This is a genomic window from Staphylococcus ratti (assembly GCF_020883535.1).
Classification (GTDB): domain Bacteria; phylum Bacillota; class Bacilli; order Staphylococcales; family Staphylococcaceae; genus Staphylococcus; species Staphylococcus ratti.
The window spans coordinates 452,692-467,275 of the sequence record NZ_CP086654.1; the positions used below are offsets into that span (position 1 = coordinate 452,692).

Sequence of the window (14,584 nt, forward strand, 5' to 3'; positions counted from 1 at the left end):
TATAACAATCGTCAAAGTTTAGCGATGAAGAATTCTATAAAAGAGTTCTTCATCGCTTTTTTAATCTCTCGCGTTCGTCTAGTAAAAGGTTATGAAAGAAGAGGTGTATAGGGAATAAAAGGGGCTAACCAAAAGTATTTATCAACTTGTGAATTTTTTAACATTAGGGGATTTTACAAGGGAATTAGGTGTTTCCCTAATGTTGCGACTTTAGTAAGGACTATACAATTAAATTAACTCGGAGAGCCTGGGAATGAGGAGGATGAACATGGTTAAATTTGGATTGAAATTTTTTAAGCCAACAGAAAAATTCAATGGTAACTGGTCGGTGCTAGAACATAAAAGCCGTGAATGGGAAAAAATGTATCGAGAACGTTGGAGTCACGATAAAGTTGTACGTACGACACATGGCGTGAACTGTACGGGGTCATGCTCATGGAAAGTATTTGTTAAAAATGGCGTTATTACTTGGGAGAATCAACAAATTGACTATCCAAGTTGTGGTCCCGATATGCCTGAATTTGAACCGCGTGGATGTCCGCGAGGTGCTTCATTTTCATGGTATGAATATAGTCCATTACGCATTAAATATCCATACGTGCGTGGGAAATTATGGGATTTATGGACACAAGCATTAGAAGAACATCAAGATCCAATTAAAGCTTGGGCTTCCATTATAGAAGATGATGAAAAAGCGATGTCATATAAATCAGCGCGTGGTAAAGGTGGCCATATTCGTGCGAGTTGGAAAGAGGTTGCGACGCTCATTGCAGCTCAATTAATTTATACCATTAAAAAAGATGGGCCAGATCGTATTGCTGGCTTTACACCAATACCAGCAATGTCGATGATTAGCTATGCTGCAGGCGCACGTTTTATTTCTTTACTTGGGGGAGAAATGTTAAGTTTTTACGATTGGTATGCAGACTTACCGCCTGCCTCACCACAAATCTGGGGCGAACAAACGGATGTCCCAGAATCTAGTGATTGGTACAACGCTTCGTATATTATGATGTGGGGATCGAATGTGCCACTTACACGTACGCCTGATGCCCACTTTATGACGGAAGTACGTTATAAAGGGGCTAAAGTCATTTCAGTAGCACCTGACTACGCTGAAAATGTTAAGTTTGCGGACAATTGGATGGCACCAAATCCAGGTACTGATGCGGCTATCGCACAAGCAATGACACACGTTATTTTACAAGAATTTTATGAAGACCATCCTTCTGAAATGTTTATTAATTATGCGAAACAATACTCAGATATGCCTTTTATTATTCGGTTAGATCAAGATAAAAGAGGCTATAAAGCAGGTCGCTTTTTACGCTCTTCTGATTTTGGAAGTACAACTGAAAATAGCGAATGGAAACCTGTCATTATCGATGCTTTGACAAATACGATTCAAGTCCCTAACGGCACGATGGGGCAACGTTGGGAAGAGGGCAAAAAGTGGAACTTAAAACTTGAAAATGAACACGGTGAAACGATTGACCCTGCGATGTCAGTTGTAAGTGGTGAACACGATATAGTAACGATTCAATTTCCTTATTTTGATAATGCAGGAAATGGCGTGTTTGAAAGACCAATTGCGGTGCGTAAAATGACTTTAGCGAATGGTGAAGAAGTTTTAGCAACGACAATTTATGACTTAATGACAAGTCAATATGGCGTGAAACGATTTAATCATCCATTAGAAGCGAAAGGGTTAAATGATAAAGATGCTTTTTATACACCGGCTTGGCAAGAAAAAGTAACGGGTGTCAAAGCCAGTCTCGTAACACAAGTCGCAAGAGAATTTGCCCAAAATGCGATTGATACAGGTGGACGCTCAATGATTATTATGGGGGCTGGTATTAATCACTGGTTTAATTCAGACATGATTTATCGTTCTATTTTAAATCTTGTTGTACTGTGTGGCTGTCAAGGCGTCAACGGCGGCGGCTGGGCACATTATGTAGGTCAAGAAAAATGCCGTCCGATTGAAGGTTGGAGTACGATTGCTTTTGCAAAAGATTGGCAAGGGCCTCCTCGTTTACAAAACGGCACAAGTTGGTTTTATTTTGCGACGGATCAATGGAAATATGAAGCATCTGGCGTAGATAAACTGGCGTCACCACTTGCTGAAAGCGTGAAATTACAACATCCAGCAGATTATAATGTGCTTGCTGCTCGCAACGGTTGGTTACCTTCATATCCACAATTTGATCGTAATAGCTTGCTTTGGGGAGAAGAAGCGAAAGATTCAGGTGAGTTCACAAATGAAGCTATACTCAAACGTGCATTAGAAGATGTGAAATCGCGAAAAACGAAATTTGCGATTGAAGACCCAGATTTACGAAAAAATCACCCCAAATCTCTATTTGTATGGCGTTCTAACTTGATTTCAAGTTCAGCTAAAGGACAAGAATACTTCATGAAGCACCTACTTGGCGCGAAATCAGCATTAATGGCAGAACCGAATGAAAGTGAAAAGCCAGACGAGATTCAGTGGCGTGAAGATACAGTTGGTAAATTAGATTTACTTGTTTCCCTTGATTTCCGTATGACTGCGACACCGCTCTATTCAGACATTGTTTTACCGGCTGCAACGTGGTATGAAAAACACGATTTATCTTCTACAGATATGCATCCGTTTATTCATCCATTTAATCCCGCCATTGATCCTTTATGGGAATCACGTTCGGACTGGGATATATTCAAAACACTGAGTAAAACATTTTCTGATATGGCACGCGTGCATTTAACTGGAACGTATAAAGATGTTGTGACAGCGCCACTTGCACATGATTCAAAACAAGAAATTTCGTTAGCTTACGGCAAAATTCATGATTGGACCAAAGGTGAAATTGAACCAATTCCAGGGAAAACCATGCCAGGTTTTGCAGTCGTTGATCGTACGTATACAGACGTACATGATAAGTACATTTCAGTAGGTCCACTACTTGAAACGGGCAAAGTCGGCGCACACGGTGTGAATTTTTCGGTGAAAGAAGAATATGAGGAATTGCGCAATATGGTGGGCACATGGGAAGACGATACAGTAAAAAATAACAAACCGAGAATTGATACAGCCCGAAAAGTAGCAGACGTTATTTTAAATGTGTCATCTGCAGCGAATGGCCGTGTATCACAAAAATCGTACGAAGATTTAGAAAGACAAACAGGAATGCAGTTGAAAGATATTTCAAGTGAGCGGGCATCTGAAAAGATTTCATTTTTAAATATTACATCACAACCCCGTGAAGTGATTCCAACTGCTGTTTTCCCAGGATCGAATAAACAAGGACGCCGCTATTCTCCTTTTACGACAAATATTGAGCGTTTAGTCCCGTTTAGAACGTTAACAGGACGCCAAAGTTATTATATTGATCATGAAGTATTTCAACAGTTTGGTGAGCAATTACCGGTGTACAAACCTACATTACCACCAATGGTATTTGGTCCGAAAGATAAGCAAGTTAAAGGTGGCACAGACGCTCTTGTTTTACGTTATTTGACACCTCATGGTAAGTGGAATATTCATTCCACATATCAAGATAACCAGCATATGCTAACGCTTTTCCGTGGAGGTCCGACAGTATGGATTTCAAATGAAGACGCGGCACAACATGATATTGAGGACAACGATTGGTTAGAAGTTTATAACCGAAATGGCGTCGTGACAGCAAGAGCGGTTGTCTCACATCGTATGCCTAGAGGGACAATGTTTATGTATCATGCGCAAGATAAACATATTGAAACACCAGGATCAGAAATTTCTGGCACGCGTGGCGGTTCACACAATGCACCTACACGTATTCACTTAAAACCGACTCAACTTATGGGAGGATATGCACAAATCAGTTATTCTTTTAACTATTATGGACCAATAGGGAACCAACGGGATGTTTACGTTGCGGTGAGAAAGATGAAAGAGGTGGATTGGCTTGAAGATTAAAGCACAAGTTGCAATGGTTTTGAACCTAGACAAATGTATCGGCTGTCATACGTGTAGTGTGACGTGTAAAAGTACGTGGACCAATCGCCCTGGCGCGGAGTATATGTGGTTTAACAATGTAGAGACAAAACCGGGGATTGGTTACCCAAAACGCTGGGAAGACCAAGAACATTATAAAGGGGGATGGACGCTTAATAAGAAGGGTAAATTAGAGTTAAAATCAGGCACACGTATTCAAAAAATTGCATTAGGAAAGATTTTCTATAATCCAGATATGCCTGTCATTAAAGATTACTATGAGCCATGGACATATAATTATGAACATTTGACGACAGCTAAAGCTTCTGAACATTCTCCAGTTGCAAAAGCACATTCTGTTATGACAGGTGAGCGTATGGATATTGATTGGGGCCCAAACTGGGAAGATGATTTAGCAGGTGGACATGTTACTGGGCCGCAAGATCCTAACATTCAAAAAATCGAAGAGGAAATCAAATTTAATTTCGATCAAACTTTTATGATGTATTTGCCACGACTTTGTGAGCATTGTTTAAATCCTAGTTGTGTCGCTTCTTGTCCATCAGGTGCAATGTATAAACGTGATGAAGACGGTATTGTACTTGTTGACCAAGAAGCCTGTCGTGGATGGCGATATTGTATGACAGGATGTCCGTACAAAAAAGTATATTTTAATTGGAAAACGAACAAAGCTGAAAAATGTACTTTCTGTTTTCCGCGTGTAGAAGCGGGAATTCCAACAGTTTGTTCTGAAACATGTACAGGTCGCATGCGTTATTTAGGCGTACTGCTTTACGATGCGGATCGTGTCCAAGAAGCGGCCTCTGCAGAAAATGAACAAGATTTATATAAAAAGCAACTTGAGTTATTTTTGAACCCATTTGACGAAGCAGTTATCGAACAGGCCGAGAAAGATGGTATTTCACAAGAATGGATTGAAGCGGCGCAAAATTCGCCAATTTATAAACTGGCAATTGAGTATCGACTCGCATTCCCGTTACATCCGGAGTACCGTACAATGCCAATGGTGTGGTATTGCCCGCCATTAAGCCCGATTATGAATTATTTTGAAGGCAAAAATTCAAGTCACAATCCAGATGCAATTTTCCCAGCTATTGAAGAAATGCGTCTTCCTGTACAATACCTTGCACAATTATTTACTGCTGGTGATACAGCTGCAGTAAAAGGGGCTTTACAACGTATGGCTATGATGCGAAGTTATATGCGTGCCCAAAATACAGGACGTGAATTTGATATGGCGCGTTTAACACGTGTAGGATTAACTGAACGTCAAGCTAAAGATATGTATCGTTTATTGGCGATAGCCAAGTATGAAGATCGCTTCGTCATTCCAACGTCACATAAAGAGCAATATATGGATACGTATGCAGCGCAAGGTAGTCAAGGTTATGGCGGTGAACATTTTGGTGCAAACTGTGAGGGGTGCGGTGTACCTGTAGGAGCGAGTGGTAAAACAGGACAAGAAATGTATAACGATAACTTCTATGGAGGGATCTTCCGTGATTAATCTTAATACGCTCAAATATTATAAAGAAACATTTGCATATATGAGTCAACAATTGAGTTTTCCGGATAAATTAACATTCCATCCTAAAACGTTTGAAGCGGTTATGAACGAAGAACACCCTGCCTATCGCCATATCAAAGCGTACCGTGAATGTATGTATGAATTGAGCTTGTCAGAAATTAAAGCGCTGTATACAGATACGTTTGATTTTAATAAAAAAACGACGTTGTATATGACTTTTAATCAATTTGATACGCAAAAAGAAAGAGGGCAGATGCTCGCAAAGTTGAAAGTGTTATATGAAATGTTTGGCTTGGAGATGCCTGCTTCTGAGCTGTCGGATTATTTACCATTAATGCTTGAATTTTTATACGCAGCACCTATTGACGGGGATAGTCGTATACAAGAAAATCTACAATTGCTTATTATGATTATTGAAGATGGCACTTATCCGATGATGAAATATCTTGAAGAAAAAGGAAATCCTTATAGTCATTTAATACGCGGATTACGTGAAACGTTAAAACGCTGTATCTTACAAGATAATGAGGTGAGACAACATGTTTAATCAATTTTTATGGGTCATATTCCCGTATCTTTGTCTTGCAATTTTTATCATTGGTCATATCGTACGTTACCGATTCGATCAATTTTCATGGACTGCAAAATCAAGTGAGTTTATAGAAAAAAAGCATCTTAAATGGGGAAGTCTTTGCTTTCATTTAGGTATTATTCCTGTGTTTGTAGGTCATGTTGTAGGTCTGTTAATACCAGCGCATTGGTTAGAAGCAATAGGTATAAACAATCATATCTATCATATCGGCGCCGTGTATATTGGTAGTATTTTTGGTATAATAACACTCATCGGTATGTTCTTATTAACAGCTAGACGTGTTACAAAAGCCAATGTGCGCCGTCTAAGTTCAGCTTCTGATATTTTAGTAAACATTTTGTTGCTCGTTATTGTATTTGCTGGTCTATATGCAACTCTTGTAGTAAATGCAACAACACCTGATTTTGATTATCGTCAAACAATTTCGATTTGGTTTAGAGGTTTATTGACATTGAGCCCGGATGCTAATTTAATGACAACTGTTCCAATTGCTTTTAAATTACACGTATTGTTAGGCTTTTCAATCATGGCGTTGTGGCCATTTACGAGACTTGTGCATGTTTGGAGTATTCCATTATCCTATGTGAACAGAAGTTATATTATTTACCGTAAACACAAAGTATAAATAGAGATGGAGTGATGACCGTGAGCCCAATTGATTTTTCTAAGCATGATTATCAATCTGAATTAGACGCATTACGTATGCGTTATGATTTTGACTTTGCAGGCATTGCATTACCTACTGAAGATCATATGGATATGAAAATCAAATGGCGTTACGTGTCAGGTAATTTGAATAATCGGTACCAACGCATCGTTCTTCGCAATGGACGTGGCATTGCTGGAACAGTGATGAAAACAGGAAAATCGATGACGATTGCAGATACAAATCAAGAAGAGATACAACAATCAATATTTAATTTTCCGATACTCATGAGTGAGCAATTAACCGCACTCGTAGCAATCCCACTTTGGCATCATCACCGTGTCAAAGGGGTCTTGTTATTTGGACAGAGGAATGGTAAACCTCTACCTAATAGGACACATGACGCTATCAAAATTAAAGGCATTGGTTCTCTAACAAGTGAAGATAGGGTGAGATTATAATGGAACCTAAAATAGACCAGCAAGCCTTAACCCATTTGTTGTTGTCATACTTTCAAAATACGACTGAAATGATGCTTTTTATTAATCGTAATGGTGAAGTGATATTGATGAATGACGCCGCAAAACGAATTTTATCTGACGATAACAATATTAAAGAAATCACTTCTAATACGATATGTGGTCGCTGTGAAGGCTTTACTAGTGCACATGCTTTGAAAACTTGTTATAACTGCTTTTTGCATGCGAATGACATGGGTGATTCTACTTTCCAAGTTTTTATGAAAACGCGTGACAACAAAATAGAACCTTTTATAGCCACATATCAAATGATTGATGAAAAACAAGATATTAAAGTTTTCACGCTTCAAAATGTCACGCAACAACTCGAGCGCCATGAAAAATTACATCAACGTCATATGATCCAAAAGACGATAGCGGCGCAAGAAAATGAACGTAAACGTATTTCTCGAGAATTGCACGACGGTGTCGTTCAAGAATTGATTAATGTTAATGTAGAGATGCGTTTATTGAAATATCAACAAGATATGGAAAGCATGATGGCACAATCACAACACATTGAAGGATTGATGTCGAAGCTTATTGATGATATTAGGAATTTATCGTCTGAACTTCGACCTTCTTCGCTAGATGATTTAGGATTAGATGCAGCGTTTAAAAGTTATTTTAAACAACTCGAAAACAATTATGGACTCGTAGTAAATTATCATTTTGACCTGTCGACGCAACGTTTTGACAGTGAAATTGAAACGGTCGTTTATCGGGTCGTGCAAGAGGCAGCATTTAATGCGATGAAATATGCTAATGTTGACGCGATTGATGTGAATGTTAGAAAAGATAAAAACCGCTTATTTGCTGAAGTTTCAGATCAAGGTAATGGCTTTGACCCGAAAGATCATCCGAAAGGCTCTGGTCTAGGACTTTATGGAATGAATGAACGTGCGGAATTGGTAAATGGCAAACTAGATATTAAAACGGAAAAAGGGAAAGGTACCATCGTTACATTAGAAGTACCGCTTGAACAAATTGGGGGGCGTTGAGCTTGAAAATCGTAATAGCAGATGATCATGCGGTTGTGCGTACAGGCTTTTCAATGATTTTAAATTTTCAAGAAGATATGGAAGTTGTAGGCACTGCGGCAGATGGTGTTGAAGCTTACCAAATGGTCATGAAATATGAACCGGATGTTTTAATCATGGATTTAAGTATGCCACCTGGGGAATCAGGACTTATTGCGACAAGTAAAATTTTAGATAGTTTTCCTAAAACGAAAATTTTAATTTTAACGATGTATGACGATGAAGAGTATTTATTTCATGTCTTACGTAGTGGCGCAAGTGGCTATATTTTAAAAAATGCCCCAGATGAGCAATTATTGTTGGCGATTCGAACGGTTTATAAAGGGGAGACTTTTATTGACCCTAAGATGACAACATCTTTAGTGAAAGAATTTGTTCAATCTTCAGATGATGCTTCTTTTTCAAATGATCCATTTAAAATATTGTCCAAACGCGAATTGGAAATTTTGCCTTTAATCGCTAAAGGATATGGGAATAAAGATATTGCTGAAAAGTTATTTGTCTCTGTCAAAACGGTCGAAGCGCATAAAACACGCATTATGGATAAACTTAATTTGAAATCTAAGCCGGAACTTGTTGAATACGCATTGAAGAAAAAATTATTAGATTTTTAATATCAATCAAAGATGAGTGGTAAAGGGATGCTGTAATTTGAGCACGCTTTGCCACTTTTTTGATTTTTGTTGTTTATAACGAGGTGTAACGATCAAGGGATGAATTTTTGAATCTCGCAAGTTTTTAGTGATAACGCCTCATGAATAAAGGTTGGGATTAGGGGAAGCGCCGCTATGTGTATAGGGTAAATCCTTATGTTATAAATTTCACAAAGAAGATACACTAAAATTGAAATCTATAACATGTATGAAAATGAAGCGATATAGAAAAAGTTAACATTTTCATACGTTGTAAAAAGGGTGAAAGAAAATGAATAAGTCAAAAGGCAGTCTTCAGCTCGGATTACAAACGCTTAGTCTTGTAGCTGGTTTTATGGCATGGAGTATTATTGCGCCACTCATGCCGTTTATTTCACAAGATATTAAAATTTCAAGTGGACAGTTATCTATTATTTTAGCAATACCGGTGATTTTAGGTTCAGTACTGCGTGTCCCTTTCGGATATTTAACGAATATTATCGGGGCCAAATGGGTATTTTTTACTAGCTTTATTGTATTATTAATTCCAATTTTTCTGCTTAGTCAAGCGTCATCGCCAAGTGCATTAATGTTTGCAGGCTTCTTTTTAGGTGTTGGAGGCGCAATCTTTTCGGTAGGTGTCACTTCAATTCCAAAATATTTTTCAAAAGACAAAGTCGGTCTAGCTAATGGGATTTATGGTATGGGGAATTTAGGTACAGCAGTATCGGCATTTTTAGCACCACCAATCGCAGGACTCATTGGATGGCAACCAACAGTTCGTTTATACCTTATTGTTATGGCTGCTTTTGCGATTATCATGTTCTTTTTAGGCGATAGTAAGGAACCAAAAGTTAAAGTGCCACTCGTGGAACAATCTCGCAAACTGATGGCAAACTATAAGTTGTATTACTTAAGTTTCTGGTATTTCATTACTTTTGGTGCTTTTGTAGCATTTGGATTATTCTTACCAAACTTTTTAGTGACACACTTTGGTATTGATAAAGTAGATGCCGGAATTCGTACAGGCGTATTTATCGCATTAGCGACATTTCTACGTCCAGTAGGAGGAATGTTAGGAGATAAGTTTAATGCTGTTACAATGTTGAAAATCTTCTTTACGATTATGGTGTGTGGTTCATTTTTATTAGGCATTTCACAAAATATTGTATTGTTTACTGTCGGCTGTCTTACAGTGAGTATTTGCGCAGGTATTGGTAATGGCCTTATTTTCAAACTTGTCCCTCATTACTTTACAACTGAAGCGGGCGTAGCAAATGGTATTGTGTCAATGATGGGTGGTCTTGGAGGATTTTTCCCACCTTTAGTCATTTCAGTTGTCGCGGCGATAACTGGCACAAGTCACCTTGCTTTTATTTTATTAAGTGTCTTTGGTGTAATCGCATTGTTAACAATGATGCATTTAACAAAACGTGAAAAAGCAACAGTGTAATATATAACGAGAATGAGACGGGGTTATTGGCTAATTGAACAGCCAATGCTTAGTCACATTCTCGTTATTTGTGTTTAGTCTAAAAAATGTTTGCGAATGATAGATTCTAAAATTACAGGCAATTCGACAAAAGCGCTTTGTTTATGAATACGCTCAATGACTTTATGTGCATCTTTACCGATTGGGCCACAATTTAGTAAAGGCGCTTGAATTTCTTCGATTGCTTTAAAAGGTATTTTATAGGTTTGGTTAAAAATAGGCGTGTTATTTTCAAAAGCTTCAAAACCCGAACCATTTGGCGAAGGCGCCACATAGCTTAAATCACTGATCCCATTAAAATAATGAATACGCTCTGAATGGCGTTCAAATTGACTGCTTGATGTCTCACGAATCGTTTCCCCTATAGCTTCAGTCAGTGCATTAAATGATGTATTTGTTGCAGGATAATAAGGCGGTGTAAAAAAGGTAATAACTGAAGGCCCTAAATCACGACACAGCGTCATTAATGTATCTACTATAGTAATGCATTGAAGATGTGGTGCGGATTCGTGTGCGATAACATCGTCAATCATTTGATTTACGGTTGTCGCTTGATGAATCGCTACAGCATGTGCATACAATTCGTCATAAGTCATGTAATTGATGTCTATATTAGATGTAATACCTTCAGCACGAATACGCGCTTCGTATTGAGTCATGCCTTTTTCAACAGCCCTTTTAACAGCTTCATTAAAATGTTTGAATACTTCATTCGCATTCCGTTTAAACAAAAACAGATTGAACAATGCGACTGAGCGAAAAGGCGTTTGTACATCATAATAATCTTTCATATCCGTAACCTTTAAACTTACGGGCATAGGCGTTTGTTCATCTTCAAAAGTTTCTTTGAAATTTAAACTATATTCTATTTCTTGTTGAATATAGCTCATTAAGAAGTTCGAACTTAAGCCATTAGAAGGCGTGCCGACATGTGTTTCACGGCCGTACACTAATACACTAGGCATAATTTTACCAATAGAACCGCTGTAATAGTAATGGTTGCTGTCATCTTGCGCTTGTTGGAAAGTAGGTTCACTATTAAGGTGCAATTGGATTGAAAGTTGATGTTGCTTTCGAAGTTCATTTACGTATTCAACAGCTGCATGCATGCCTTTTGACGTGACTTCTTCATCGGGTACCGTCAACAAAATTAAATTGACATCCCAGTTTTCTATACTAGCTTTCTCAAGCAATGCCATATGTAACATTAGACCAGGCTTCATATCCATAGCACCACGGCCAAACAAATAGTCTCCTGATTCTAAATCGGCTCGACTGACTTCCCCAAGGTAGCTGTTATCTTCTTTGAATGCGTCAGTTAAGGCATCCATATCGAACGCTTGGTCCTGAAATGGTCCATAATCCTCAATACCTACTGTGTCATAATGACTGATAAGTGTGATGGTACTTTTAGATTGAGGTGCTTTATAAAATGCGACCACAGCGTGACGTTGATCATTTGTGGCTACGAGTTGTACATGTCCTGGATGTTGTTTAAAATAATCTATCGTCATAAGCTTATTTCGAATCATATATGGAAACGTTCGTTCTCCGGCAGAATGTGTCACACTAGAATGTGCTACAAGTTGTTTGAGCAGTGCTTCTCTATCTGAGGCAGTTTGCCATTTCATATTCATTTGTAAATCCCCCTTGTCAAATGAAATAATAATGATTCAACTTCAATTGTAAGGGTTTTCAGTTTTGAAGCACAACGATTAATTTTTAGACGTGCTTTATGAAATTTATGTGACTTCCTATGTTCGATTAGCGTCATAAAAAGAATCTATGATAATATAGATTTAATGACTATGAACAGAAAGTTGGAGAAAGCATGGCAAAGAAAATTTTAGGTTTTGTTTTAGTTGCTGTCATTTTATTCGTCTTAGTCGCTGCTGGCTTCTTTGCCTATAAAGGGTATCAAAAAAGTCAAAATTTTAAGCTCATTGATCAATATTTAGTTGAAAAGAACTTAAAAGATAAAATTATTGACGAAAAAAGTGACTACGATCAACGTAAAGGCATTTTCTATAAAGAACTGCGTTTTAAAGGCGATGAAAAAAATGTTTACATCGCACAGCCAATCCATTTAAAGCGAGGCTTTTTCTTGCAAGGTTTCGATGCTAAAACAAAGAAACATGACAAAAAAGCAAAATATAACTTCTTTGATGAAGAATACAAACTCAAATAATACACATAATAATAGGGAAACAATAGCGTATTTGTTACCTCACAAAGGCCTTAAAATTCGACAAAATGGATTTTGAGGTCTTTTAAATTGTTTTTATAGCGCGGTGGTGTGATTTCAGTTTCACAATTTATGAAAGAAAACCTTATACACAACAAGAAGAGGTTAAATAATAGCCATCAATTTATAAGTACCTTGAAGATTTAATAATATTTAAGAAACGTTTAATTCACACTTAATTGAGTAGACTATCAAATGATTTTATATTAGAGATAGGGTTGGGACAGAGTTGGACCAAAGCGCTAGGAAATCGACCAAGCGGTTTCCTAAAGTATTTAAAGAATGTTCACGACACACACCCAAATTGAAGAACGTTTTTGCTTAGCTTTTGGTTTTTTCACCTCCTAGACACGTTTGTCCCAACTTTTTTTGAAATTGATTTAAGTGTTTTATATGAGCATGATCGTACATTTTATAAAACAGGATAGATTAAATTTTTAGCAGTCAATAAAAAGACATTTTGGCACGTCATGATTTCAACACTTAGCAGCCCCCTATAGCGATTTGATAATTGACCGTAACAACCCAAACGTAGACGCTTTAAAAATAACAATTGAAGTAGATTTAACAACAAAGATGTCACTATTACAAAGTGAAATCGACACATGCTAAGTGTATAAGTTTTATATGAGAGGATGGGACGACGAAAGTCCTATCCTTTTTTATTTTAATCTTTTAACGCGCGTTTGAATGGGGTAGACGGTATAGACTTTTGATATAATAGAGATAAACATTTTTGAAAGGGGATAAAAAGAATGAAAGATACGAAAACATTATTGAAGCAACTGACAGACATTGATGGTATTGCAGGGCATGAATATGATGTAAAGCATACGATGAAAGCTTTGCTTGAGCCTAACAGTGATGAAATGATTTATGACAACTTAGGTGGTGTTTTTGGAAAGAAAAAAGCACAATCTGGAAGTAAAACGATTATGATTGCTGGCCATCTAGACGAGATAGGGTTTATGGTCACTAAAATTGACGAAAATGGTTATCTGAAATTCACCCCTGTCGGTGGATGGTGGAATCAAGTTATGCTATCACAAAAGGTAACGGTTATTACTGAAGAAGGACGAAAAATTAGAGGGATTATTGGTTCTAAGCCCCCACATGTATTAGGGGCTGAAGAACGTAAAAAACCTGTAGATATAAAGCAAATGTTTATAGATGTTGGTGCAAAAGATAAAGCCGAAGCAGAAGCGGCGGGTATTGAGATTGGCAATATGGTTACGCCTTATTCTGAATTTGAAACGTTGCTGAATGACAATTATATGACAGCTAAAGCGTTTGATAACCGATTTGGTTGTGCGTTGGCGGTAGATGTTTTAGATGAATTGAAAAATGAGTCAGTGAACGTCAATGTTGTCGCGGGCGCTAATGTTCAAGAAGAAGTGGGCTTACGTGGTGCTAAAGTAGCGGCACATAAAATTAAACCTGACTTGGCGATTGCTGTAGACGTTTGTATCGCTTATGATTCTCCTGGAATGGAGAAAGATGGCGATGTGAAACTTGGCCAAGGGCCTGCTGTGATTGCGCTTGACGGTTCGAATATCGGGCATGTTGGGTTGGTCCGTCATGTGAAAAAAGTGGCTAAAAAGCATAATCTCGCGTTACAGTTTGATACGATGCCTGGTGGCGGTACGGACGCAGGTAACATTCATACATCATTAGATGGTATTCCGTCGATTTGTATTTCAGTGCCATTACGTTATATGCATTCGAATGTGTCTGTATTACATCAAGAAGATTATCAAAAAGCGGTGCGCCTAGTGACTGAAGTCATTAAAGATTTGGATGATGAAACCGTTGAAAATATGATTTGGTAAGTCGTTTAGATAAGCGATGCCATTGTATTTCAACAATGATTTACGAAGCGGATGTATCAAGTACTTAAAACAAGCATTTTAAC

Annotated in this window: 11 protein-coding genes; 10 read left to right on the forward strand and 1 reads right to left on the reverse strand. The window is 37.8% G+C overall.

What is annotated here, in order from left to right:
* The first annotated feature begins 268 nt into the window (after positions 1 to 268).
* From LN051_RS01930 to LN051_RS01965, 8 genes are all read left to right on the forward strand, one after another.
* Positions 269 to 3,940 (forward strand): nitrate reductase subunit alpha, encoded by a 3,672-nt coding sequence (locus LN051_RS01930; protein WP_229292947.1) that lies wholly within the window; start codon positions 269 to 271, stop codon positions 3,938 to 3,940.
* Entirely contained in the window at positions 3,930 to 5,486 is a 1,557-nt protein-coding gene (narH, locus tag LN051_RS01935) for a nitrate reductase subunit beta (RefSeq protein ID WP_229292948.1), read from the forward strand. Before LN051_RS01930 ends, narH begins: the two co-directional genes overlap by 11 nt.
* Positions 5,479 to 6,054, forward strand: coding sequence for a nitrate reductase molybdenum cofactor assembly chaperone (narJ, locus tag LN051_RS01940; protein WP_229292949.1), 576 nt, complete (start codon positions 5,479 to 5,481; stop codon positions 6,052 to 6,054). The genes narH and narJ overlap by 8 nt, the downstream gene beginning before the upstream one ends.
* Positions 6,047 to 6,724, forward strand: a complete 678-nt coding sequence (narI, locus tag LN051_RS01945; protein ID WP_229292950.1) for a respiratory nitrate reductase subunit gamma — start codon at positions 6,047 to 6,049, stop codon at positions 6,722 to 6,724. The genes narJ and narI overlap by 8 nt, the downstream gene beginning before the upstream one ends.
* Before the next feature lie 20 nt (positions 6,725 to 6,744).
* Complete coding sequence (nreA, locus tag LN051_RS01950; RefSeq protein WP_229292951.1) at positions 6,745 to 7,206, forward strand: nitrate respiration regulation accessory nitrate sensor NreA; 462 nt, start codon at positions 6,745 to 6,747, stop codon at positions 7,204 to 7,206.
* On the forward strand, positions 7,206 to 8,264 hold the full coding sequence (locus tag LN051_RS01955; RefSeq protein WP_229292952.1) for a sensor histidine kinase: 1,059 nt from the start codon (positions 7,206 to 7,208) through the stop codon (positions 8,262 to 8,264). The genes nreA and LN051_RS01955 overlap by 1 nt, the downstream gene beginning before the upstream one ends.
* A 2-nt stretch (positions 8,265 to 8,266) precedes the next feature.
* Entirely contained in the window at positions 8,267 to 8,917 is a 651-nt protein-coding gene (gene nreC, locus LN051_RS01960; protein ID WP_229292953.1) for a nitrate respiration regulation response regulator NreC, read from the forward strand.
* A 310-nt stretch (positions 8,918 to 9,227) separates the two neighbouring features.
* Positions 9,228 to 10,388 carry a nitrate/nitrite transporter gene (locus LN051_RS01965; RefSeq protein ID WP_229292954.1) on the forward strand — a complete coding sequence of 387 codons (1,161 nt, stop codon included), beginning with the start codon at positions 9,228 to 9,230 and terminating at the stop codon, positions 10,386 to 10,388.
* Positions 10,389 to 10,462: 74 nt separating this feature from the next.
* Here LN051_RS01965 and LN051_RS01970 read toward each other — a convergent pair whose 3' ends face one another.
* Positions 10,463 to 12,064: a M20/M25/M40 family metallo-hydrolase gene (locus LN051_RS01970; RefSeq protein WP_229292955.1), complete on the reverse strand. Its 1,602-nt coding sequence runs from the start codon at positions 12,062 to 12,064 to the stop codon at positions 10,463 to 10,465.
* 194 nt (positions 12,065 to 12,258) lie between these two features.
* On the opposite strand from LN051_RS01970, the gene LN051_RS01975 reads away from it, so the two are divergent.
* Together LN051_RS01975 and LN051_RS01980 are read left to right on the forward strand one after the other, a co-directional pair.
* Entirely contained in the window at positions 12,259 to 12,615 is a 357-nt protein-coding gene (locus LN051_RS01975) for a DUF3139 domain-containing protein (RefSeq protein ID WP_229292956.1), read from the forward strand.
* An 812-nt stretch (positions 12,616 to 13,427) separates the two neighbouring features.
* Positions 13,428 to 14,501, forward strand: coding sequence for a M42 family metallopeptidase (locus tag LN051_RS01980; RefSeq protein WP_229292957.1), 1,074 nt, complete (start codon positions 13,428 to 13,430; stop codon positions 14,499 to 14,501).
* Positions 14,502 to 14,584 lie beyond the last annotated feature (83 nt).